This window comes from Methylomicrobium sp. Wu6, assembly GCF_035916875.1.
Lineage (GTDB): Bacteria > Pseudomonadota > Gammaproteobacteria > Methylococcales > Methylomonadaceae > Methylomicrobium.
The window spans coordinates 35,853-58,770 of sequence record NZ_JAXUHN010000090.1 but is presented as its reverse complement, the minus strand read 5'-3'; the positions used below and the strand labels follow the sequence as shown (position 1 = coordinate 58,770).

Annotated in this window: 28 protein-coding genes and 1 pseudogene; 20 read left to right on the top strand and 9 right to left on the bottom strand. The window is 52.0% G+C overall.

Annotated elements, in window-relative coordinates:
• The first annotated feature begins 1 nt into the window (after nucleotide 1).
• Nucleotides 2–2,083, top strand: a complete 2,082-nt coding sequence (gene recG / locus U2W12_RS15970; RefSeq protein ID WP_326501690.1) for an ATP-dependent DNA helicase RecG — start codon at nucleotides 2–4, stop codon at nucleotides 2,081–2,083.
• Between the two features lie 6 nt (nucleotides 2,084–2,089).
• Nucleotides 2,090–2,653, top strand: coding sequence for a chorismate lyase (locus U2W12_RS15965; protein ID WP_326501689.1), 564 nt, complete (start codon nucleotides 2,090–2,092; stop codon nucleotides 2,651–2,653).
• A gap of 1 nt (nucleotide 2,654) precedes the next feature.
• On the opposite strand, the gene U2W12_RS15960 is transcribed toward U2W12_RS15965, so the two are convergent.
• Nucleotides 2,655–3,476 (bottom strand): thermonuclease family protein, encoded by an 822-nt coding sequence (locus U2W12_RS15960; RefSeq protein ID WP_326501688.1) that lies wholly within the window; start codon nucleotides 3,474–3,476, stop codon nucleotides 2,655–2,657.
• Between the two features lie 81 nt (nucleotides 3,477–3,557).
• Between U2W12_RS15960 and U2W12_RS15955 the strand changes: the two genes are divergently transcribed.
• Complete coding sequence (locus U2W12_RS15955) at nucleotides 3,558–3,746, top strand: gamma-glutamylcyclotransferase (RefSeq protein ID WP_326501687.1); 189 nt, start codon at nucleotides 3,558–3,560, stop codon at nucleotides 3,744–3,746.
• A gap of 4 nt (nucleotides 3,747–3,750) precedes the next feature.
• Here the strand turns inward: U2W12_RS15955 and U2W12_RS15950 are convergent, their stop codons facing one another.
• Nucleotides 3,751–4,632 carry a DDE-type integrase/transposase/recombinase gene (locus tag U2W12_RS15950; RefSeq protein WP_326501686.1) on the bottom strand — a complete coding sequence of 294 codons (882 nt, stop codon included), beginning with the start codon at nucleotides 4,630–4,632 and terminating at the stop codon, nucleotides 3,751–3,753.
• Between the two features lie 145 nt (nucleotides 4,633–4,777).
• Here U2W12_RS15950 and U2W12_RS15945 point away from each other — a divergent pair, with 145 nt between their 5' ends.
• Nucleotides 4,778–5,821, top strand: a complete 1,044-nt coding sequence (locus tag U2W12_RS15945; protein WP_326501685.1) for a P63C domain-containing protein — start codon at nucleotides 4,778–4,780, stop codon at nucleotides 5,819–5,821.
• Here U2W12_RS15945 and U2W12_RS15940 read toward each other — a convergent pair.
• Nucleotides 5,818–6,042, bottom strand: coding sequence for a hypothetical protein (locus U2W12_RS15940; RefSeq protein WP_326501684.1), 225 nt, complete (start codon nucleotides 6,040–6,042; stop codon nucleotides 5,818–5,820). The genes U2W12_RS15945 and U2W12_RS15940 overlap by 4 nt on opposite strands.
• 75 nt (nucleotides 6,043–6,117) lie before the next feature.
• Between U2W12_RS15940 and U2W12_RS15935 the strand changes: the two are divergent.
• Nucleotides 6,118–6,351, top strand: a pseudogene (locus U2W12_RS15935) (gamma-glutamylcyclotransferase family protein); the annotation flags it as partial.
• Nucleotides 6,348–6,788, top strand: coding sequence for a D-aminoacyl-tRNA deacylase (gene dtd, locus U2W12_RS15930; RefSeq protein ID WP_326501683.1), 441 nt, complete (start codon nucleotides 6,348–6,350; stop codon nucleotides 6,786–6,788). The pseudogene U2W12_RS15935 and the gene dtd, both read left to right, overlap by 4 nt.
• A 10-nt stretch (nucleotides 6,789–6,798) precedes the next feature.
• On the opposite strand, the gene U2W12_RS15925 is transcribed toward dtd, so the two are convergent.
• Entirely contained in the window at nucleotides 6,799–6,939 is a 141-nt protein-coding gene (locus U2W12_RS15925; RefSeq protein WP_326501682.1) for a hypothetical protein, read from the bottom strand.
• A 79-nt stretch (nucleotides 6,940–7,018) separates the two neighbouring features.
• Here U2W12_RS15925 and rraA point away from each other — a divergent pair, with 79 nt between their 5' ends.
• From rraA to U2W12_RS15905, 4 genes are all read left to right on the top strand, one after another.
• Nucleotides 7,019–7,504: a ribonuclease E activity regulator RraA gene (gene rraA / locus U2W12_RS15920; RefSeq protein ID WP_326501681.1), complete on the top strand. Its 486-nt coding sequence runs from the start codon at nucleotides 7,019–7,021 to the stop codon at nucleotides 7,502–7,504.
• Nucleotides 7,505–7,540: 36 nt separating this feature from the next.
• Nucleotides 7,541–8,491: a 4-hydroxy-3-methylbut-2-enyl diphosphate reductase gene (gene ispH / locus U2W12_RS15915; RefSeq protein WP_326501680.1), complete on the top strand. Its 951-nt coding sequence runs from the start codon at nucleotides 7,541–7,543 to the stop codon at nucleotides 8,489–8,491.
• Nucleotides 8,492–8,890, top strand: a complete 399-nt coding sequence (locus U2W12_RS15910; RefSeq protein ID WP_326501679.1) for a S4 domain-containing protein — start codon at nucleotides 8,492–8,494, stop codon at nucleotides 8,888–8,890. It begins immediately after the preceding gene.
• A 341-nt stretch (nucleotides 8,891–9,231) separates the two neighbouring features.
• A complete protein-coding gene (locus U2W12_RS15905) occupies nucleotides 9,232–12,150 on the top strand; it encodes a hypothetical protein (RefSeq protein ID WP_326501678.1) in 2,919 nt (972 codons plus the stop codon).
• An 804-nt stretch (nucleotides 12,151–12,954) separates the two neighbouring features.
• On the opposite strand, the gene U2W12_RS15900 is transcribed toward U2W12_RS15905, so the two are convergent.
• From U2W12_RS15900 to U2W12_RS15885, 4 genes are all read right to left on the bottom strand, one after another.
• Nucleotides 12,955–13,311 carry a hypothetical protein gene (locus U2W12_RS15900; RefSeq protein ID WP_326501677.1) on the bottom strand — a complete coding sequence of 119 codons (357 nt, stop codon included), beginning with the start codon at nucleotides 13,309–13,311 and terminating at the stop codon, nucleotides 12,955–12,957.
• 383 nt (nucleotides 13,312–13,694) lie between these two features.
• Entirely contained in the window at nucleotides 13,695–14,027 is a 333-nt protein-coding gene (locus U2W12_RS15895) for a TusE/DsrC/DsvC family sulfur relay protein (protein WP_326501676.1), read from the bottom strand.
• Nucleotides 14,018–14,308: a sulfurtransferase complex subunit TusB gene (tusB, locus tag U2W12_RS15890; RefSeq protein ID WP_326501675.1), complete on the bottom strand. Its 291-nt coding sequence runs from the start codon at nucleotides 14,306–14,308 to the stop codon at nucleotides 14,018–14,020. Before tusB ends, U2W12_RS15895 begins: the two co-directional genes overlap by 10 nt.
• On the bottom strand, nucleotides 14,308–14,628 hold the full coding sequence (locus U2W12_RS15885) for a multidrug efflux SMR transporter (RefSeq protein WP_326501674.1): 321 nt from the start codon (nucleotides 14,626–14,628) through the stop codon (nucleotides 14,308–14,310). The genes tusB and U2W12_RS15885 overlap by 1 nt, the downstream gene beginning before the upstream one ends.
• A 116-nt stretch (nucleotides 14,629–14,744) precedes the next feature.
• Between U2W12_RS15885 and U2W12_RS15880 the strand changes: the two genes are divergently transcribed.
• Together U2W12_RS15880 and U2W12_RS15875 are read left to right on the top strand one after the other, a co-directional pair.
• The gene (locus tag U2W12_RS15880) at nucleotides 14,745–15,677 is read left to right on the top strand and encodes a histone deacetylase family protein (RefSeq protein ID WP_326501673.1); all 933 of its coding nucleotides are present in this window, start codon (nucleotides 14,745–14,747) and stop codon (nucleotides 15,675–15,677) included.
• Between the two features lie 96 nt (nucleotides 15,678–15,773).
• Nucleotides 15,774–16,034 (top strand): hypothetical protein, encoded by a 261-nt coding sequence (locus tag U2W12_RS15875; protein WP_326501672.1) that lies wholly within the window; start codon nucleotides 15,774–15,776, stop codon nucleotides 16,032–16,034.
• Between the two features lie 199 nt (nucleotides 16,035–16,233).
• Here U2W12_RS15875 and U2W12_RS15870 read toward each other — a convergent pair whose 3' ends face one another.
• Complete coding sequence (locus tag U2W12_RS15870) at nucleotides 16,234–16,575, bottom strand: zinc ribbon domain-containing protein YjdM (protein ID WP_326501671.1); 342 nt, start codon at nucleotides 16,573–16,575, stop codon at nucleotides 16,234–16,236.
• Nucleotides 16,576–16,878: 303 nt separating this feature from the next.
• On the opposite strand from U2W12_RS15870, the gene atpD reads away from it, so the two are divergent.
• From atpD to U2W12_RS15830, 8 genes are read left to right on the top strand one after another with little or no spacing between them, the layout of a single operon-like run.
• The gene (gene atpD / locus U2W12_RS15865; RefSeq protein ID WP_326501670.1) at nucleotides 16,879–18,252 is read left to right on the top strand and encodes a F0F1 ATP synthase subunit beta; all 1,374 of its coding nucleotides are present in this window, start codon (nucleotides 16,879–16,881) and stop codon (nucleotides 18,250–18,252) included.
• Nucleotides 18,249–18,656, top strand: coding sequence for a F0F1 ATP synthase subunit epsilon (locus U2W12_RS15860; protein WP_326501669.1), 408 nt, complete (start codon nucleotides 18,249–18,251; stop codon nucleotides 18,654–18,656). Before atpD ends, U2W12_RS15860 begins: the two co-directional genes overlap by 4 nt.
• A 5-nt stretch (nucleotides 18,657–18,661) precedes the next feature.
• Entirely contained in the window at nucleotides 18,662–18,937 is a 276-nt protein-coding gene (locus U2W12_RS15855; RefSeq protein WP_326501668.1) for an AtpZ/AtpI family protein, read from the top strand.
• Nucleotides 18,934–19,638 (top strand): F0F1 ATP synthase subunit A, encoded by a 705-nt coding sequence (locus U2W12_RS15850; protein WP_326501667.1) that lies wholly within the window; start codon nucleotides 18,934–18,936, stop codon nucleotides 19,636–19,638. The genes U2W12_RS15855 and U2W12_RS15850 overlap by 4 nt, the downstream gene beginning before the upstream one ends.
• A complete protein-coding gene (locus U2W12_RS15845; protein WP_326501666.1) occupies nucleotides 19,635–19,901 on the top strand; it encodes a F0F1 ATP synthase subunit C in 267 nt (88 codons plus the stop codon). The genes U2W12_RS15850 and U2W12_RS15845 overlap by 4 nt, the downstream gene beginning before the upstream one ends.
• Before the next feature lie 18 nt (nucleotides 19,902–19,919).
• The gene (locus U2W12_RS15840) at nucleotides 19,920–20,675 is read left to right on the top strand and encodes a F0F1 ATP synthase subunit delta (protein ID WP_326501665.1); all 756 of its coding nucleotides are present in this window, start codon (nucleotides 19,920–19,922) and stop codon (nucleotides 20,673–20,675) included.
• Nucleotides 20,632–22,119 (top strand): F0F1 ATP synthase subunit alpha, encoded by a 1,488-nt coding sequence (locus tag U2W12_RS15835; protein WP_326501664.1) that lies wholly within the window; start codon nucleotides 20,632–20,634, stop codon nucleotides 22,117–22,119. The genes U2W12_RS15840 and U2W12_RS15835 overlap by 44 nt, the downstream gene beginning before the upstream one ends.
• A complete protein-coding gene (locus U2W12_RS15830) occupies nucleotides 22,103–22,906 on the top strand; it encodes a FoF1 ATP synthase subunit gamma (RefSeq protein ID WP_326501663.1) in 804 nt (267 codons plus the stop codon). The genes U2W12_RS15835 and U2W12_RS15830 overlap by 17 nt, the downstream gene beginning before the upstream one ends.
• Nucleotides 22,907–22,918 lie beyond the last annotated feature (12 nt).

Genomic DNA, 22,918 nt, shown 5'->3' with positions numbered 1-22,918 from the left:
GATGAACCGCCTGCAACAACCGGTTTCCGCGCTGGCGGGAGTCGGCGCGCAAACCGCGCGGCGCTTCGAAAAACTCGGCATCCGCGCAATTCAGGACCTGCTGTTTCATCTGCCGGTACGTTATGAAGACCGCACCCGTCTGACGCCGATCGGCTCGCTCGAAGCAGGCATGACTGCGATGATCGCCGGCAAAGTCGAATTCGCGGATATCCTGCCGCGCGGGCGCAAAAAACTGGTCGTCCGGATCGCCGACGACACCGGCTTCATTTCGTTAATATTCTTTCATTACTCGGCCAATCAGTTTCATGCCTTTACGCCCGGCGCGCTAGTCAGTTGCTTCGGCGAAGCGCGCCACGGTTATGCCGGCCTGGAGATGACTCATCCTGATTACCAAATCATCGCCGATGCCGAGAACTTTGCGCTCGACACCCGCCTGACGCCGGTATATCCGTTGACCGAGGGCCTGACTCAAACCGCGATCAGAAAAGCGGCCAAACAGGCACTCGCGCTGTGTACGCACGACAACCGCCTGTTAATCGATTGGCTTCCCGAACGGCTATTGCAGCAATTGCGCTTCCCTGCCCTGTATAAAGCGCTTCAAACCCTGCATACCCCCGGCGAGCCGGCCGCTTGCGCCGCGCTGCAAAACGGCAGCCATCCGGCATTGAAACGGCTTGCATTTGAAGAATTGCTGACTCACTATCTAAGCCTGCGCTCAGCCAAAAACCTTAACCAGTCCTGCCGGGCGCCGGCATTGGCCGGCGATCCGATCGCCACCGAGCACTTCATCCGCCGCCTGCCCTTCCCGCTGACGGGGGCGCAGCGGCGCGTGATCGCCGAAATTGCCGACGATTGCCGAAAAACGCAGCCGATGATGCGTCTCGTGCAAGGCGATGTCGGCTCCGGTAAAACGGTCGTAGCCGCCTATGCGGCGCTGCTCGCGGTCAGTTCGGGTTATCAGGCTGCGGTGATGGCGCCGACCGAACTCTTGGCCGAACAACATTACCGCAATTTCAGCAATTGGTTCAGTCATTTCGAGGCCAAAGCCGTCCTATTGACCGGACAGATGAAAGGCAAAACCCGCAACGCGGTTCTTGACGCCCTGAAAAACGGTTCGGCGCCTATCGCGATCGGCACGCATGCACTGTTTCAGGACGGCGTCGAGTTTGATCGACTCGGCCTTTGCGTGATCGACGAACAACACCGCTTCGGCGTACACCAGCGCCTTGCGTTGCGCGAAAAAGGCCGCCAGTCAGGCATCCGTCCGCATCAACTGGTGATGACCGCAACGCCGATTCCGCGCACCTTGGCGATGCTGCAATATTCGGACCTCGATATTTCGATCATCGATGAACTGCCGCCCGGACGCAAACCGATCGTGACCAGCGTGATTCCGTCCGAGCGTCGTAGCGAGGTGATCTCCAGAATCAACGGCTGGGTCGCGCAAAAAAAACAGGCCTATTGGGTCTGCACCTTGATCGAGGAATCGGAAGCGCTGCAATGCGAAGCGGCCGAAAAAACCGCAGAATTGCTGGCCGCCGCGCTGTCTGACGTACGCATCGCATTGATCCACGGCCGAATGAAATCGGCCGAGAAAGACGCTATCATGCAGGCCTTCAAGCAGCATCGGATCGATCTATTGGTTGCAACGACCGTTATCGAGGTCGGCGTCGATGTGCCGAACGCCGGCCTGATGATCATCGAAAACCCGGAGCGGCTCGGCCTCTCGCAACTGCATCAGTTGCGCGGACGCGTCGGCCGCGGCGATAGCGACAGCTTTTGTCTGCTGATGTATCAGTCGCCGTTGTCTGACATGGCGCGCCAACGGCTCGGCATTCTACGCGACAGCAACGACGGTTTCGTGATTGCGGAGAAGGATTTACAGTTGCGCGGCCCCGGCGAAGTGCTCGGCACGCGCCAGACCGGCGCGGTGCATTTCAAAATCGCCGATTTGTCCAGGGACGCCGATTTGCTGGATAATATTCAGGAAATCGGCGAACGGCTCTTCAGGGAAGCGCCGGACGCCATCCAGCCCCTGTGCGACCGCTGGCTCGGGGCATCCACCGTTTACGCCGAGGTTTAATTCCGTTTGCCGTCCCAAAGCCTGTTATTGACCCGTGAACCCACCTGGCTTCAAAACCGTCCAGGCCTGCGCCATAGCCTACCCGAAAGCGTTGCATCCTGGACCTACGAATCCGGTTCGCTGACCCGGCGACTGCGCAGCTATTACGGCAATGAGGTCAAGGTCAAAATTCTTTACCACCGCCGGCTGACGCCGTTCCTGAGCGAACGCAAGTTGCTGGGTCAACCCGAGCATCGTTATTGTCTGACCCGCGAAGTGATGCTGCACGCAAACGATATGCCGCTGATCTTGGCCCGCACTATCATGCCGGAACAAACGATCAAGTCCGCGCACCGCAACCTGTCGCATCTCGGCACCCGCCCGCTCGGCGAAGTCATTTTTTCGTATCCCGACCTCGAACGGCTGGAACTACAGATCGCCAGGCTGCCCCCCTCCGACTGGAGTCCGGCCGCCTTGGAATGGGGCGCGATCAACGCACCGGTCTGGGGTCGAAGAACCGTTTATGCCATCATGCATCAACCGCTTCTGGTCAATGAATTTTTCATGCCGGGAGCTCTCGCGATCGCTTGAATCAATTCCGCGAATCGCTCACGATCGCGCTCGGATGGCGGATAAGCATCGAATAGCCGTCTTTGTATTTGTTCAGCCAGCCGCGCACTTCGACCGCATGACCACGATAGCTGCTTAAATCAGGAAACATCGACAATCCTTGTTTTTCGATCCTCGCCTCGAACTTGTCGGAAAACTTCAGATAGACAAACTTCCGGCTGTCGCGAAAATCGGTGATCCTGCCGGTAATGCGGGTCCAGCCCGGATGACCGGAAGCGGATAAGCGCTCGACCGGGATCGGATCATATTCCGGCCGCCGCCAAATCCCCAGCCGGGTCCGTTCGGCATTGCGTTCGGCTTTGATCAATGGCTCGACATAAAGCAGATTCGGCGGATAGATATTGGCCGTCGCCAGGCCTTGTTCGACCAGTTGCAGATTGATATGGTCTTTTTGGTCGGTAAACACATGCGCAAGCGTTCTCCCGTATTTGTCGGTCGATTCGGCATCCATCTCCAGCCTGACCTTGCGGTTTTGCAGTTTGTTAACTAGCCAACGCTTGGCTTCCTCGCCGCCCGCCTGTTCCGGCTGATTACGATGCTCGATCTCCGGCGTATTCACACCCAGCAACCTAACCTTGCGGCCGTCTTCAAGCATCAGCGTATCGCCGTCGAATACTTTTTTGACGGGGTAAAAACCATAGCCCGGCTTGATGTCGAGCACTTTCGCCGCCGCCCGCGGCCGGTCGGAATAATGCTTGTTGCCGGCGTTGTCCCGCCAGCCGTAAATATCCGCGTTGACCCAATAGGCCAGACACAACAATAAAAGCGATATAATACGCCGCATGAATTTCCTTAAAAGGCGAAAAAAACTGGCGTCCGAAGCCGCCCCTCTGTGTTACAAACAATCGCTTATTTTAGCCTATCGATGAAAGTTACTCCGATCAACCATCTGCTTTTTGTTTACGGCACGCTGCGGCGCGGTAGCGATCATCCCATCGCCAGGCATTTGGCCGACAATGCGGAATGGCTGGGTTTTGGAGAATTTCACGGTTTGCTGTTCGATATTGGCGCTTACCCCGGCGCGGTGCCGTCAAGGGATCCCGCGCACCGGTAGTGGTTCAGTTTGAATTTTGCTTTTTATACGGGCCGCGCTTTTGTGGTTCTGGTTCTTGAATCAGATTAACAATGTCGGCCAACTCCCAAACGTGATCCGTTAAGCCTGCTGCCATTGCTGGCGTTATCCGAAGCGATTTATGAATTTTGCAGTAGTTATAGAACATGAAGTAAAGGCTGATTGCATGCATGTGGTTTTCTATCTTCTTGCTGAATGCGTTGGTTAGCCGAGTGAACCGGCGCATGTGCATTCTCATCGTTAGGTTTTGACGCTCAACGTAGCTGGTTGAAATTAGCGCAGGATCGGGATCACCTTCAATAGGGCGCTTCTCTATACCAGTGCAATCGGCTGGACTGTAACGACGGCTATCTTCTTTAGTTTGTCCTTCCGTGCCGTAGAGCTTAATCAATTGAGCAAAATCGATCCCAGCGCCGAAAGCATCTTCTACAGCATCAAGATAGGCTTTATGTCCGTCTGTGGTTAACTGAACTCTACTGGCAAGGCGTTCAGCCAAGTCTTTGATGAAGTAATTAGCTGATTCCGCGCCGCGAGTGCCAACGTGCCAGCAAGGAATCAGCTTAGTTTCGGCGTCAATCGCAGTCCATGTGTAAACATCCCCGTAGCCAAACGTGCCTTTTAACTCTCTGGGTACATTCTTTTGCTTCATCCCTACAAACGACCATATCTCATCGCATTCGATCCGCTTCAAGTTCAATTGTCGATGGGCTTCATCTTGATAAAGGGCGCAGGCTTCGCCAGCGTCAGCCAATAGCTTAAGCACTGTGTTTTTCGATGCGCCGGTAATGCGTGAGGCGGCATTGATGCCTATTCCTTCGCAGAGTACGGCGAGGATTTGCGCTCTTTCTTTTGTGCTTAGCTTGTTCATGTTATTTTTACTCAAGCATTAAAGTCAGATCCATTATGATGCTTGCATATAATTATCGCAAGCATTATTTTATTAACCTATTAATGCTTGCATATTATGCTTGCAATAAATATAATGCAAGCATAAATCTCACTAGGGGTAAATCATGATAGAGAAAGATAAGAAAGACAGTAAGAAAGCTATCGGAGGAGCAGCTAGAGCGGCTTCATTATCTCCAGAACGCAGGTCTGAGATAGCAAGAAAAGCAGCGGCATCAAGATGGGATGGAGAGCTTCCGATTGCAACGCATGAGGGTGAATTTAAGCTAGGAGACTCAGTGGTGTCGTGCGCCGTGTTGCCAAGCGGCTTGCGCGTCATTACACAAGCAACATTTCTTAGGTCAATTGGTAGATCACGGTCACCAAAGGCTGGGACCGGGGTATTAAGCACCGTCGACGACTTGCCGTTTTTTCTGCAAGCTGAGGCGTTAAAACCCTTTATTTCTGAGGACTTAGCCATGTCGACGACTCCTATCTTTTATAGGAGTGTTACAGGGTCAAAGGGTGTTGGCTACGATGCAAGACTGCTGCCTCAAGTAGCAGAGGTGTATTTAAAGTTTAGAGATTCAAAATTAACAAAGAACGAAAAGATTCCGACTCAATACGCCCATATTATTAAGGCATCAGATATTTTAATGAGGGGATTAGCCAGCGTCGGCATTATTTCGCTGGTAGACGAGGCTACTGGTTTTCAACGAGACAGAGCAAAGGATGCTTTAGAAAGAATTCTCGAGGAGTTTATTGCAAAAGAGCTTAGGCCATGGGTAAAAACATTCCCAGAAGACTTCTACAGCAACTTGTTTAGATTAAGAGGGCTTAAATTCCCTAAAGACACTGTTAGTAGACCGAAATATTTCGGGCATTTAACTAATGATATTGTTTATAGACGTCTTGCGCCTAAAGTTCTTGATGAGCTAAAGAAAGCTACCCCTAGAAATGAAAGTGGATCACATAAGCATAAGCTATTTCAAAAGCTAACCGATGATGTTGGGCATCCAAAGCTAAGAGATCATTTAACGTCTGTAGTCACATTGATGAAAATCAGCTCGAACTACCAACAGTTCTTACAGCATTTAGATGTCGTTCATCCAAGATATGGTGACACTTTGCTAGTGCCATTTGAAGAGAACAGCTCAGATAACAATCTTTAATCAGCGTTCCATCTTGCTTTAGCCGCCTTCCTAGCAATTTCTGACCGTTCTTCCGGCGTGAGCTTCTCAGCTCGCGCCTTTCCTCCCTTTAATCCGCCTTTCTGGCTATCGGCTTTCTTTCCGGTCAATTCTTCTTCCGGCCCAGCTTCGCCAATAGCTTGCTGGAATACATCGAAGGCGATCTGTGTAAAATCTTTGCGTGGGTTTGTTTTCTTGGTCATGCCGATAAGATAGCATAGCCACAAAAAGAGTTCACCTGGTCAAATTTTCAAACTGAACCACTACCCGCGCACCGGGTTCGGGGTGAAGTTTATCGGCTTGATGATCCTGCTACACTATTACCTATAGTCGACCGCTATGAAGAATACGGCGATGACTTCCCCGAGCCGAATGAATTTGTCCGGATGCTACAGCCCGTGCTGCTCGAAGGCGGTTTGAGCGAAGCCTGGATTTATCTTTACAACCACCCGACGGATGACCTGACGTTGTTGGGCCACGACTATTTTTCAAAAACCGAAACTCATTCATGATCACGATCATCCAGCGCGTCACGGCCGCGCATGTCGCCGTGGATAATCAAATCATCGGCAAAATCGATACCGGCATCATGGCGCTGGTCGCCGTCGAAAAGGAAGACAGCGAAAAACAGGCGGAACGCCTGTTCGAACGCATCGTCAATTACCGGATTTTTCCGGATGGGGACGGCAAGATGAATTTGAGCCTGCGCGACATCGACGGCGGATTGCTGCTGGTACCGCAATTCACCCTGGCCGCCGACACGCAAAAAGGCAATCGACCGAGTTTCACCTCGGCCGCGCCGCCGGAGCATGGCAAAAGGCTGTTCGGCTATTTGCAAGAGCTGGCGTTGAAGAATTATCCGTCCGTACAATTCGGACGTTTCGGGGCCGACATGCAGGTTGCGCTAATCAACGACGGCCCGGTCACTTTTACGCTGCGGTCGCATTGATTCTAACGCTTTACCCATCGCCGTCGTCCTCATTTTGATAAGGTTGCGATTTGACATGATCGGGAATTTTTGGAATTTTCGCCGATCGCAGCAGCAGCAACGCGCTCCCCAATACGAACAGCAGAGCGACAATGAATAAAATGATCCACATCGAACAAACCTTTAAGTTGCTGCCAGATACCCGGTAGACTATAACATACCTCAATCAAAGCCGACCGGAGTTTACTCGAATGACATTTGCCACCGCCCGCCTTTGCGATGCCCATGCTCAGGAAGCGCATTTCCAGATCGTCGAACCGCTGTTCAAGTCTTACGGCGAAAAGCCCGTGTTCTGGGGCCGCATCACGACATTGAAGGCTTTCGAAGACCATGCCCTGATCGAAACCGCCTTGCAGGAGCCCGCCGATGGACGAGTGCTGGTCGTCGATGGCGGCGGATCGCACCGCTGCGCATTGGTCGATGTCGAACTGGCTCGGCTCGCGGTCGCCAACGGTTGGCAGGGGCTGTTGCTGTACGGCTGCGTCCGCGACACCGCACTGCTCGCCGAACTGCCGATCGGCATCCGCGCCCTTCATGCGCATCCGTTGCAAAGCCATCAAAAAAACATCGGCGACCGCGACCTTCCGCTGACTTTTGCCGGCGTCAATTTCAAAAAAGATCATTTTTTATATGCCGATCATGACGGAATCGTCGTCTCGGACAGAATGTTGAGTTAAAATAAAACGTTATTTACCCACTACAGAAGTCAAGATATGCAAATCGTACTCGCCAACCCCCGTGGATTCTGCGCCGGCGTCGACCGCGCCATCGAAATCGTCGATCAGGCGCTGGAAACCTTCGGCGCGCCGATCTATGTGCGCCACGAAGTCGTGCACAACCGCACCGTCGTCGATGGATTGAAAGCGAAGGGCGCTGTATTCATCGAAGATTTGAACGACGTGCCGGTCGGCTCGTATCTGGTGTTCAGCGCACACGGCGTTTCCAAACAAGTGCAAAAGGAAGCCGAGGAACGCCGGCTGACCGTTTTCGATGCCACCTGCCCTTTAGTCACCAAGGTGCATATCCAGGTCGCCAAGCACGCCAAATCGGACCGCGAAGTGATCCTGATCGGCCATGCGGGGCACCCGGAAGTTGAAGGCACCATGGGCCAATACGAAAAATGCACCGAAAACGGCGGCATTTATCTGGTCGAAACGCCTGAAGACGTCGCGAATCTTAAAGTGAATAACCCGGACAATCTGGCCTATGTGACCCAGACCACCCTGTCGATGACCGACACGAAAATCATGGTCGATGCGTTGAAGGCACGCTTCACCGGCATTAAAGAACAGAAAAAGGACGACATCTGCTACGCGACCCAAAACCGCCAGGATGCGGTCCAGGACATGGCAAAAAAAGCCGATGTGATTCTGGTCGTCGGCTCGCCGAACAGCTCGAACTCGAACCGCCTGCGCGAAATTGCCGAACAGCTCGGTAAACAGGCCTATCTGATCGATACCGCGCACGACATGAAGCGCGAATGGTTTGACGGCATCGGGGTGGTCGGCGTAACTGCCGGCGCCTCCGCGCCCGAAGTATTGGTACAGGAGGTGATCAGCAAGTTGAAGCAATGGGGCGGCGTCACCACGACCGAACTGCCGGGCATCGAAGAAAAAGTGGTGTTTTCGTTGCCGAAGGAATTGAAAAAACACATGGTGCAATAATTGCCTACCGAAATCGACTCGCTCCGCCTCGACAAATGGCTTTGGGCCGCGCGTTTTTTCAAAACGCGCAATCTGGCCCAGGAAGCGATTGCCGGCGGCAAGGTACATGTGAATGACCAGCGCGTGAAACCCGGCAAGGAAGTAAAGCCGGGCATGCGTTTGTCGATCACCAAGGACAGTCTGCACTGGGACATCACGATCACCGCGCTCTCCGCACAGCGCCGCCCCGCCAAGGATGCGGTGCTGCTGTACGAAGAAGATCCCGAAAGCCACGCCAAACGCCAGCAACAAATCATCGACGAGCGCGAAATGCGTGCCTTGATGCCGCACAACGGCCCGGAGCACCGTCCGAACAAAAAGGAACGGCGGATGATCCACCGCTTCAAGCAGGATTTTTGAAACCGCGCCGTAGAATTCAACCCGAAAGAACTCATTATCAGGGGTGGCTGCCAACGTAAAGAAAGCCCGTCATCGGCACGCAGAACACCATAACGGAACACCCTATAAAAATAAAATGTATGGCCGCTGACGACCTTTAGGCGACGGTCGCTCTAGTTTTGCTAATGTCCTCAAATTAATAATAAACCGGTATTGGATGTTTCTCAAGTAGGCTGGATTCTATTATCTTCAACCCAGTCTACGCCCCTAATATGCGGCTCAAATAGCTACATAATTGACATCCTACAATTTCAACTTACAACATTGAAAATATTAAGTTTCATTAAACTTAGGTCAAATACATGAATGGACGATGGATTAGAAAAAATCAAGACAATGTAGTTGTAATATTTGTACATGGAATTTTATCAAGTGCAACTGAATGTTGGAAAAATGAAAATGGAGTCAATTGGCCTGAACTTTTAATGCAAAACAAATCCTTGTGTAAGACTGGAATATATACATTTAGTTACAATACTGGAGTTTTTAGTGGGTCATATTCTCTTGGGGATGTCGTAGATTCCTTTAAAGAACAATTAAGCCTTGATGCGGTGATAACAAAAAAATGCCACCTCATTTTTGTTTGTCATAGCATGGGGGGAATTGTTGCAAGGAAGTATATTGTTGATCGCCAAGCTGATCTGATTAGCAATGAAATCAAAGTTGGTATTTTTCTCGTGGCTTCACCGTCGCTAGGCTCAGATTATGCTAACTTAGTTACTGGATTGGCAAAAATTCTAAAAATAAAGAACTATCAAGCTGAGGTCTTACGTTTTGCCCAAAATAATTTATGGCTTAATGATTTAGATAAAAATTTTTTAAATCTAAAAGAATCTCAAAAACTCGAAATAAAAGGAAAAGAGTTAATTGAAGACAAGTCAGTTATCTTGCCTAATTTTTTTAAAAAGCAAGTGGTAGAGCCTTTCTCTGGCGCCAGGTATTTTGGGGAGCAACTCAAGATACCTAATTCAGACCATATTAGTATATCTAAGCCAAAATCTTCAACTGAGTTGCAGCACAAGATACTGTGCAAGTTTATTATAGATTTTGCTTATATTCATGATATTGGGATCGATAACATTAAAAATCCTGATAAATCTGATGAGCTTTATGTAGATATAACTAGAGAAAATCAATGCGACTTTATCTCAAATTTTTTTCAAAACAGGCTTGAATTGGCTTTATCTGCATTTTCATCACAACCAATAGTTTGGGTGGAGCCGACTGTTTCTCAAAATTCTGAATTATCCAGAGGAGATTCTTTAGAGGGAAAAATTGACCTTTTTGAATTTGTAAAAAATCCAAGATCAGTTGTTATAAAGGCTCCTCCTGAATTTGGATTAACCTGTTTGTCACACTATCTGATCGTATCTGCTTGGGCAAATGCCAATCATTCCTTATGGTTGTATCTTGATGCAGATGAATTAAAGCCACATACAAGTGTAATTGAAAAACATGTTACAAGCTCCTTAGGAGCATTAGGAAAATATTTATTAGATGTTAAATGTGTCGTGCTGGACTCATGGAAGGGAAATGATGAGGAATCTATCAAGTTAATAAGTAAAATTAGTGAATATTTTAAAGATATTCCTTTGATTGTAATGCAGACGGTTGATGATATAAGATTACTGAACCAGTATGATGGTAGTAACATTGATCGTAAATTTGATGCATTATATCTTTGGGCGTTACCAAGAGGGCATGTTAGACAAATTGTTTGCGGGTACAATGATTTTAAAGAAATTGGCAACGAAGATTTGGTCATCGAAAGAATAATATCAGATATCGATGTTCTTAATATTCACAGAACACCACTAAACTGCCTAACGTTGCTAAAGATTTTTGAAAAAAGCTTTGATGAGAGCCCAGTAAATAGAGCAGATATGATTAGCAAAATTTTATTTTTGCTTTTCAATGTTGATAATATCCCTTCATATAAGCCAAGGCCTGATATGAAAGATTGTGAGTTTGTGCTTGGTAGATTTTGCGAAAGACTTTTTAGGGAAAACAATTTTTTGTTCACAAGAAAAACATTTGTTGATGACTTGGAGTCATACTGCAGAGAAGAGTTTATTGACCTTGAAGTTCATGTGGTGTTTGACGTTCTATATGAGAATCATATAATTATTGATTCTTGTGGTTTTTATCGATTTAGATTTTCATATTGGATTTATTATTTTCTGGCTCAAAGAATGTATCATTGTGAAAATTTTGCGAAATATGTTTTAGAGGAAAAACGCTACACAAAATTTCCCGAAGTTATTGAGTTTTACACAGGCATTGATCGTCGAAGAAGTGACGCGTTGAATGTGCTAATTCAGGATATCGGTTCATCTTGTGAAAGAGTACGGGAACGCTGTGGTCTACCTGATGGTTTAAACCCATATAGATTTGCAAAATGGCAGCCATCTTCGGAAGCTCTTGAGCAAATGAAAGATGAAATAAAGAATGGAGTGCAAGGTTCTAGCTTGCCCGAAACTATTAAAGATGGTTATGCCGATATGAAATATGATCGAAGCAAGCCATATAATCAAGAAATTAGGGATATATTTTCTGAGCATTCGTTTGTTATTATGATGCAAGCAATGAAAGCTGGTTCAAGAGCTCTTAGAAATAGTGACTACGCCCCCAGTGACATAAAGTGTCTTTTACTTGATGAAATTACAAAATGTTGGGAACAAATTGTAAAAGTAATGATGGTTTTAATGCCTCTACTTGCAATAGAGGGCGAAGCGTCATTTGAGGGGCAAGGATTTCTCCTGTGTGGTAATTTTGGTAAAGACCCTTTTGAGAGAATGCAACGTATTCTACTTTCATTGCCCCATAATGCTGTTTTTCTTGTTCAAGATGATCTCTATTCAAAGAAAATGGGGCCATTATTATTAAAACAATTTGACCAGGAAATTAATGTCTTAAAGAAGCATATAATGGCTATTATTTTTATTAATAACCGACCAAACAACTGGAAAACTCAAATTGAACAATACATTTCCTCTATTGATAAAAACTCGTTTTATTTATTTGATATTTATCAGGCGCTTAGACTGCAATATAGGTATAGCTATTCTACAAAGCGTGATCTAGATGAACTAGAGTATCTTATAAAACTTTCAGCAGCGAAGCATCATAAAATCGGACACTTAATGCCAAGTAAAAAACACATTAAGAATATAGTGAGTGAAAGGGTTTTGCCGGAAAGGGATCCAAATCTTAACTTATAGGGGCATAGGATGCATTGATTATCGTTCGCGATCGGTGCGATTCGTAAACTCACCGCACCCTATGACCTGACTCAAGCCAAGCCCGGTAGTAGTAGGCTGGGTTGAGGCACGAAACCCAGCATAGCCGTACATCACAAAACCTTGCTATGCTTATCGAATGCGAACCTATAAACGCTTACGAGTCCCTGGCGGCTGTTATTTCTTTACCGTTAACCTTGCCGAGCGCCAGCATAATGATCTTCTGATTCGTCACGTCAACGATTTACGCGCCGCATTCAGACAGGTTCGCGGCGATCATCCGTTCACGATCGACGCCATCGTAATTTTACCGGAACACCCCCATTGCATATGGCAATTACCTCCCAATGATCACGATTACTCCACACGCTGGCGGCTGATTAAATCACATTTCTCACGATCAATTCCGGACGCTGAGTCCATATCGCGAAGCCGCCTTCGAAAACAAGAAAGAGGCATCTGGCAAAGCTTCCGCTCCTGCTCACGCCCCTTGCCTACATCCATGTAGGCAGCGCCGTTATTGGGAGCATTGGATTCGAGACGACCAAGATTATCACAACCATTTCGATTACATTCATTACAACCCGGTTAAACACGGACTGGTACGAAAGACCAAGGACTGGCCGTATTCATCGTTTTACCGATGGGTAAAACGATGCGTATATCCTGAAAATTGGGCGGCAGCAGTGGAAATTGAGAATTACGATTGGGAATAGCCTGATCGGATCAGATTTGAGACAGAGGTGCTGGGTTTCTTACCTCAACCCAGCCTACTGCCCTAAACTTTTATCCGGCTAACAGGGCTTCAATAGCGGCCTTCGCATTACATTGAGCGATGGCTTCGGCGAGTTGCGTGTTATTTAATTGATGCTTGATTGCTGTAACACTATGCCATTCAAATGTTTGGTATTCCTTTTGAGCAAAGGTAGCGATTTGGCATTTCTTAACCGGAGAATTATCGAATGGCATTTTTGAGTCCGGACTCAAAGGCTCCATTCCTTCGGAGCTTGGCGCATAGATTAAAAAATCGCCTTTCATTGCCAGGACCGCGCGATATTGATTTGCCGTAGTGAAATACAAATCGCCAACTGCAATCTCCGATTCTTTCAGCCAAAGATTTTTATTTTTCTTGTTTTTTTTCATTCAGAATTTAAGCTCAAATGAGTAGATGTTTACCGAGTCACATGTTTCCAGATAAGATGCTGCGGGCCGAGGTCAAGGCCATGGCTAAGCGCATACCTTTATACACAACTCCGTCATTCCGGCATACCCTCTGGGGCACAAGTGGATTGCCGGAATCCAGGCCACAGGGACGTTTTAGGCTTACCATCCATGGCCCTGGATTCGGCAATTGCTCCTGCATTGCCCTACCTCCTGCATCCCTGCAGTCGACCCGCTTCCCGGCGGGTATGACGGCATTTGTGTATAAGGGCATGGGCTAAGCGCAGCATCTCCCAACCGGGCATGGAACAATTGCTCTATTTTCTTCGCGCCTTGCTTTTTCGCCTTACCAAGCCTTCTGGAGGCTACAAACAGGTCGGCGGCTTCGGAAGGCCGGCCAGTTTACAGGCATATTTCAGCGGCCCATCCGGAAACAATTGATGCAGATAGCGGCTATTTCCCTTGTCCTCGCCGAGTGTCTTCGCGATCGCCTTCGCGAACACGCGCGCATTCGGCAAATGTTTGAACTCAAGATAATAGTTTCTAATGAATCGGATGATTTCCCAATGCGCGGAGCTCAGTTCGATCCGGTTCGCCTCGGCCAACTTTTCGGCCACATCTTCGTTCCACTCGGAGGCATTGACCAGAAATCCCTGCTCCGTGGTCGCCAACACCCCATCGTTTACCTTCAACTCCATGATTGAATCAACGGATGCGCAACGGTCAGCTCGACCAGCCCCGCATAATCGATCACATCGATACCCGGCACGATTTGATCGGCGTCGATGCCGCGCATGATCAGATCGGCGGACAGCGCATACAAATGGTGATCGGCCAACATCCCTGTCAGACGACCGTTAAACTGGCTATTGCGCAAAATCCAAAGCACCGCATTTTCCATAAACACGGCGCTGCTGCCCGCATCGATCCGCTCCAATACCGCCGTTGGGATTGGCGAAGCCGAAATCAGATGCAGCATTAATGCGCTTCGGTCAATTTAAGACCGATGATGCCGAGAATGACCAGCGAAATCGACATCATCCGGCACACATCGGCCGATTCCTTGAACAATAAAATGCCCAAGATCGCGACCCCGACCGCGCCCATGCCGGTCCAAACCGCATATGCCGTACCCAACGGCAAGGTCTTGATCGCCAACATCAACAAATAAAAACTGCACAATCCCGCGACGCAAGTGATTACGCTGGGCCACAATTTGGTAAAGCCTTCGTTAAATTTCAGACTCAACGCAAAAATAATCTCCGCGACTCCCGCGGTAAAGAGCAATATCCAGGCCATTCGGCGCCTCTTGATTTATTTAGATAAAAGCCGCTATTCTACCTTAGCAAACGATCTCGATGAAGCCCGGCGGAAGCTTTGCAATGCATTGCCAAGTACCTTATTTTTCTCGCTTTATGACGACACTCTATTATTACCACGAAGACTTTCTGAAGCACCAGCCTCATTTTAGTCATCCGGAATCGCCGAATCGCCTGCTCAGCATCGAAAAAGCGCTGCAAGCGCCCGAATTCGCCAAACTGGTCAGAAAATCGCCACCGCTGGGACAAGCACAACGCGATCAGGCAGGACTGATTCACAGCCAGGCGCATATCGACCGGACTTTACGGATGATTCCCGAAGGCAGCCATCAATACATCGATGCCGATACTTATCTGTCGCACGGCAGCGCGAATGCGGCCTTGCGCGCGGTCGGCGCGGTCTGCGATGCGGTCGATCAGGTCATGGCCGGCAAGGCGAATAACGCCTTTTGTGCGGTGCGTCCGCCCGGCCATCATGCCGAACCGAATCGCGCGATGGGTTTCTGTCTGTTCAATAATGTCGCGATCGCCGCCGAATATGCGCGGCAACAGCATCATATCCGACGCGTCGCGATCGTCGATTTTGACGTGCATCACGGCAACGGCACACAAGCCGCGTTCGCCCAGCAAGCCGAGGTGCTCTATATCTCCAGTCATGAGATGCCGCATTATCCGGGCACCGGTCTCCCCAGCGAAACCGGCGTCGGCAATATCGTGAATATCCCGCTGATCGCGGGCACCGAGGGCACCGAATTTCGCCACAAGATCAGCACGATCGCCCTGCCCGCACTGCGCAAATTCAAACCTGAGCTGCTGCTGATTTCGGCCGGTTTCGACGCGCACCGAGACGACCCGCTCGCCGACATTGAATTGGTCGAAGACGATTATCGCTGGATTACCGAAGAATTAACCGGCATCGCCGCCGAATTTTGCGAAAGGCGCATTGTATCGGCACTGGAAGGCGGCTACAACCTGGAAGCCCTGGCGCGAAGCGTGGCCGCGCATGTTGGTGCCTTGCTGCGAGCTTGAAAACCGCTTGGGATTTATTCACAATAGCTTCCCGAATGATGATGAAATTCCACATCACTCAACAAGCCTCATCCTACGCTATCAATCAACCCGCCAATGACGCCATTTCCCTCCGAGCCTAGGCGCTACCGGTTCAAAGTCGTTGGCGCATCGCTGCTTCTTGCGGTCGCAGGAATCTACGCGGTTTTTCTGGCTTTTGCGCAGAACTCCGCCGAGCCCCTGACTATTGGACTGCTCCTGTTTGCACTTGCCGCATCGTTGCTATCAGGCTACGTGCCCGTCCTTTACACGAAAATGGCAGCTCATTCTGTCAAGCGCATTCCGCTGATTTTTCCAAGTTGGAACGTCAACCCCTGATTGGGAAATCCGTTGCTGTCAGCCTGCATATTGACCCTTCCAACTCACGCCTGCTGGCCGTCTCCACTGCGCAGGGCATGCTGTGGTGCATGCCTCCCGGACAAAGTCACCCTTATCAAAATGCGGGTAACCCATCAAGCAACCGGCAGCGTACTATCAGCGCCTTGCCATGGTTTAGAATCGCCGTAAGCAAAGCCGATCAGATTTTCTTCACAAATTCAGACTTCAGCTTCATCGCGCCGATGCCGTCGATTTTGCAGTCGATATCATGATCGCCTTCAACCAGACGAATGTTTTTGACCTTGGTGCCTACCTTCACAACCAGGGACGAACCTTTGACTTTAAGATCCTTGATCACGGTAACAGTGTCGCCATCCTGCAACACATTGCCGTTTGCATCCTTGATCACGCGAACCTCGCCGCTATCTTCAACCGTTGCATCGATTGACCATTCATGCGCGCATTCGGGGCAAATGAAGATGCCATTGTCCTCGTAGGTGAATGCGGAGCCGCATGCCGGGCATGGGGGAAGATTACTCATTGCTTTTTCCTTGATGGTGATTTATCAGAGCCTTGGCAGCCAAGGCAATTGGTCGCATATCATGCCAGATTCGGGCGTTTGCTGTCCAATGTCTAGACCATATAATAAGCGGCTCTTTTCCCCAATTTCTCACTTGCACTCGTTCTTCTTTGCCACATAAAAATCGATTAATCATACCCCCTGAATTAGCCCGGACACTCCTTGATTCGTGGGGTATTTTCAAACAAACTGTTGCAGCCTTCTCCATTCAAGTAACCGGATTATGCTAGAATCGGCCGGAATTTAATTACGATGCAGGAGCGCATGTTACCGCCAAACGAAACGACAGTCGGCTGGATCGAATCCGCGCATGGACCGGTGGTCGAGGTGCGCTGCCACTATTTGCCTCCAATCGGTCAGGCACTCGATGTAGTCGATGGCGCCGGGCGTTATGTACTGGTTGTCTTACAGCACATTAACCCCGAATTGGTCCGCGCAATCACACTGCATTCTGCTTCCGGCCTATATCGGGGCATGACGGTATTCGACCGCGGCGCGCCGCTGCATGTGCCTGTCGATCCGTCCTGCCTCGGGCGCATGCTGAACGTATTCGGCGAAGCGCTGGACGGCGGACCGCCCTTACCTGCAACAACCTATCGGAATATCCTTTCTCCGCCGCCGTTGCTCTCGGAAACCTTGCCGGCCAGCCGGATTCTGGAAACCGGCATCAAGGTGATCGACCTCTTATGCCCGTTCGTGCGCGGCGGCAAGACCGGCCTGTTCGGCGGCGCGGGCGTCGGCAAGACCGTGTTGATGATGGAGTTCATGCATGCGGTCAGTCTGTCGATGCAGGGTGTGTCGGTCTATGCCGGCGTCGGCGAACGGATGCGCGAAGGCCACGAACTCTGGAAGGAAATGGGAGACGCGGGCGTATTGGAGCGAGCTTTATTGGTCTACGGCCAAATGGACGAATCGCCCGGCGTACGCTTTTATGTCGGCTATACCGCGCTGGCCTACGCCGAATATCTCCGCGATACCCTGAAAGCGGAGGTGCTGTTTTTGATGGACAACATCTTCCGTTTCGTACAGGCCGGTAGCGAGATTTCAGGATTATTGGGACGCATGCCGGCCACGGTCGGCTATCAACCGACCCTTCTGACCGAAGTCGCTTCGCTCGAAGAACGCATCGTCTCGACCAAGTCCGGCTCGATCACTTCGGTGCAGGCGGTGTATGTGCCGGCCGACGACATGTCCGATCCAGCGGTCGCAACGATCCTCGGTCATTTGGACAGCGTGGTGATTCTGTCTCGCCAGCAAACTGCGAAGGGCATTTATCCGGCTATCGATCCGTTGCGTTCGGGCAGCCGGATGATGGATCACCGGATACTTGGCGACCGCCATTACCAGACTGCTCGCGCGGTGCGCGAGCATTTGTCGCGCTATCACGAACTCGAAGACATTATCGCGATGCTCGGCATCGAAGAGTTATCGAAGGAAGACCGCCGCATCGTCGAGCGCGCCCGGCGGCTGCAACGCTATCTAACGCAACCTTTCAACACCGTCGCCGATCATACCGGCATACCCGGCGTACGCGTTCCCCTCGAACAAACGATCCGCGACTGCGAGGCCTTCATCGACGGCAAATACGATCAGTTCAGCGAGGCCGACTGCTATATGAAAGGCGCGATGCCGGCATGAAAACATTCGGCCTGACCCTGATCGACACCGCCGAAATGACCCGATTTGAAGGGGTTCGTCAATTTATTGCGGCCGATGAGGGCGGCAGTTTCGGCATTCTAGCCGGCCATGCGCATACGGTCGCGCTGCTGCGTTACGGACTTGCGCGTTTCATCGATGACTGCGGCATTTGGCGTTATTTGGCAATGCCGGGCGGCGTCTTGCGTTTTGCCGATAATCAGTTAACGATCACCACGGTGCGTTATTTCCTCGGCGATGACCGGGAAGCGATTTGCGCCGACCTGGAAACGGCCATGCAGCAGACCGATTCGGAAGTGCACCGGGCGCGCGCCGCTCTGTCCGAAATCGAACATTCGCTGGTCAAACGGCTGGCCGAGTTAAGCAATCAACGCCGCGGGAGTTAAACGTTATGCCCTATCGGGATAAATTGATCAAACACACCCGGCGCGATATCGAACGCCTGAAAAACAGGGGATTCAGGCCCACGACCTGGATCGGCATTGTGCTGTACGGCGGCACGCTCGGCCTGTTGTTCGTCGTGCCGATCGTCGCCGGGGCTTATCTCGGCCGCTGGCTCGATACCCTGGCCTCCGGCTACTCGGTGCGCTGGACCGTCAGCCTGATCGTGCTCGGCATCACGGTTGGCGGCTACAACGTATTTCGCTTTTTGAGAGACCGGACATGAATCATTCGGAACTCGGCGCCGAGATCGTCTGGCGCATCGGCCCGCTCGGCATCAGCAGCACGGTCGTGACGACCTGGGGCATCATGCTGTTGTTTGCACTGTTGACTTTAATCGTCCGCCTGCGCTTGCGCGCCGAACCCGACCGACTACAAGCCGCGATCGAGGCGATTGTAATCGCGATCGAATCGGCGCTGAAGGAAGTATTGCCGCAGAACTCGGTGCGTCAGGTGCTGCCTTTCGTCGGCACGCTGTGGCTGTTTGTCCTGGTGGCGAATCTGGCAGGGCTGATTCCGGGCCAGCATGCGCCGACCCGCGACCTGTCCGCGACCGCGGCGCTGGCGGTGCTGGTTTTCGCGGCCAGCCACTGGTACGGCATTCGCGGCCGCGGCCTCAGGAGCCACTTGCGGCATTACACCGAACCGAGCGTGATTCTGCTGCCCTTCCACATCATCAGCGAAATCACCCGCACCCTGGCATTGGCGATCCGTCTGTTCGGCAACATGATGAGCCTCGAAATGGCGGCTTTGCTGGTACTGCTGATCGCCGGCTTCCTGGTGCCGGTGCCGCTGTTGATGCTGCATGTGATCGAGGCGGTCGTGCAAGCCTATATTTTCGGCATGCTGGCCCTGATCTATATTGCAGGCGCCCTGGAGCCCGGCGAATCCGACACGTCTTCACCCTCTTCAAAGGAAAAACCATGACTGATCTGCATTTCTTCAGCCTGCTCTCGACCGCCGTCGCCGGCATCGTCATTGCGCTCGGCACCATGCTGCCCGCGCTTGCGATGGGCCGCGCGATCGCCAGCGCGCTGGAAGCCCTGGCGCGCCAGCCCGAAGCCGAAAAAACGATTACCCGCACCCTGTTCATCGGATTGGCGATGATCGAATCGCTGGCGATTTACTGCCTGGTCATTGCGTTGATCATTTTGTTCCGCAATCCTTTACTCGAATATTTCCTGAAATAAACGGCAAGGATCGACGCCATGCAACTCGACTGGACGACATTCATCCTCGAAATCCTGAATTTCCTGGTATTGGTCTGGATACTGCAACGTTTTCTGTACCGGCCGGTTCTCGACCTGCTCGCCGCCCGCCAGCAAAAGATCCGCGAGGCCTCCGAACAAGCGCAAAAGCAACATGACGAAGCCGAAACGCTGCGCCTGCACTATGAATCGCGTCTGGCCGACTGGCACCAGGAATGCGAGCACAGCCGCCTCCAGTTGAATGAGCAATTGGCGCTCTTGAAGACTCAGGAAATGGCCAAGCTCAAACAGGCCTTGGCCGATGAGGAAGAAAAATTGCGCGTGCGCAACGAAACCTTGCTGGCCGCGCGCGAAGCCGAATTGCTGCGTTCGGCAGCCAACCAGGCTTACGGGGAGGCGGCGCGGATGCTGAACCGGCTCGCCTCGCCCGAACTAACGCAACGCATCGCCGCTGTGCTTCTGCAAGATTTGGCGGCGCTGCCGGAAAACGACCGCGCCCTGCTCTGCAAGGCCGCCGGCGCACTGAAAGAAAATGAAGCGGCCACGATCGTTTCCGCGCATTCTCTGGATTTGGCGACTCGCGCCGCGATCGAAACCGCATTGGTCACGGTCAGCGGCAAAATCTTGCCGGCGGCATTTTCGGAAGACCCCGAATTGATCGCAGGTCTGCGCGCGATTGTCGGCGAATGCGTGCTGCATGCGAATCTGGCCGATGAACTGGAATTTTTCAGACGGCAAGCCAATCATGTCCGATAGGCTCCCGCAAGATTACCGTTTCGGCCTCAGGCTCAGCGAACGCGGCCACGTCGCCGGCATCGGCGACGGCATCGCGCTGGTGCGCGGCCTGCCCTCGGCGCGGCTCGACGAATTGATCGGTTTCGATGACGGCAGTACGGGGCTAGTATTCCAACTCGGCAAGGAGATGCTTGGCGCGATCCTATTGTCGCAATCACAAGGCGTGACCGCCGGCATGCCGGTGCAGCACACCGGCCGCAAGCTCGAAATCGGCGTCGGCAAAGCCTTGCTCGGACGTGTCGTCGATCCGCTAGGCAATGCGCTGGATGGCCTGCCCGAACCGGATTGTAGCCAGTACAACTCACTCGAAGCTTCTGCGCCGCCGATTATCGAACGCGACTTCGTGAAGGAGCCGTTATATACCGGCAACAAGATCGTCGATGCGCTGGTGCCGATCGGCAAGGGCCAACGCCAGTTGATCATTGGCGACGACGGCATCGGCAAAAGCACGCTCGCGCTCGACGCGGTGATCAATCAGCAAGGCCGTGGCGTGTACTGCGTCGTCGTGATGATCGGCCAGACGCGAACATCGGTCGCCGGCACGATCGAAACCCTGCGCGCGGCCGGCGCCCTCGACTATACCGTCGTAGTAGTCGCTGAAGCGAATGCGCTGCCCGGTTTCCGCTATCTGGCCCCGTTCGCCGGCTGCGCAATCGCCGAACACTGGATGCGCCTGGGCCGCGATACGCTGGTCGTCTACGACGATCTGACCCGCCATGCGCAATCGTATCGCGAGCTGTCGCTGCTGCTGCAACGTCCGCCCGGCCGCGAGGCCTATCCCGGTGATATTTTTTACCTGCATTCGCGCCTGCTCGAACGCTCGACCGTCCTGAGCCTGTCATCCGGCGGCGGCAGCATGACCGCGCTGCCGATCATCGAAACCCGGCAAGGAGAACTGTCCGCCTATATCCCGACCAATCTGATTTCGATCACCGACGGCCAGATTTATTTTGAAAGCAAATTGTTTGCGGCCGGCATGTTGCCGGCGATCGACATCGGCCGTTCGGTATCACGGATCGGCGGCAAGGCGCAACATGCCGCAATCAAAGAGGCATCCGCGCGTATCCGTCTCGACTTTTTGCAGTTTCTGGAACTCGAACTGTTTGCCCGCTTTGGCGCCCGGCTCGACGCCGCCGTTGAAGAAAAACTGCAACGCGGCCGCCTGCTACGAGAGATACTGAAACAGGACCGGCTCGAACCGCTATCCGAACAGGCGCATCTGGCCTGGCTACTGGCGTATGGCGAAGGCTTGCTGAATGGCATTCCGCCCGAACAGGCCTGCGCACGTTTGCATCGACTCTTCGAACAACTGACGGATTCCGGCCTGAAACTGGAAACCCCTAAACCGCAGTGGCTGGGCATGTTGAAATCTTGGTTGAGCGAAACGCATGAGCCAGCGGCGTGAAATAGAAACCCGCCTGGCCTTGTATGAAGATTTGTCGGGCATCCTCGGCGCGATGCGCAGTTTTGCACTGGCCGAATTGCGCAAGGTCGGCAAACGCGAGGCAACTCAACAGCAACTCGTGCAAAATCTGGCCGCAGCGCTAAACGACGTCGCGTTCGCCCTGCCTCCAGCCGAGAAACCGGATGCCGACATCTGGCTGCTGTTCGGCTCGGTGCGGGGATTTTGCGGTAGTTTCAACGAGGATGTACTGCGTTTCTGGCAAGAACAAACGGATGAACAACGACCCGTAATCCTGATCGGCGAGCGTCTGCACGATTTGCTCCCGGAAAACGACTTGACCTTCCGCGTGCCGGGCGCGAATGGAGGGCTCGACGCTTCCGCGACGATCGAGCGGATTCTGCCGGCCATTGCCGATTTGCGGCAAAAATACCGGGGCGCGCCAGGGTTGATCGCCTGCTTTCGCGATGAGCGCGGCGCGCGCAGCCAGCGTCTATTGCCGCAAGCCGACGAACGCCCCGCCGTTTCCGGCTACCCTCCTTATGTTTTCGCATCGCCCGCGGAAACCGCCGCCGGTATCGCCGAACATTACTTATTCCACCAGATGGTGGCGCTTTTATTGCGCTCGGTCCGGGTTGAAAATCACATGCGGCTGATGCAAATGGAGAATGCCATCAGCCATCTCGAAGAAGGCGGCAGCGAATTGATGCGGCAGCGTAACCGCCTAAGGCAGGAGGAAATCGTAGAAGAGATTGAATTGATGACGAGCGGCAAACCGACAGCCCTATGACCGGTCGATCCA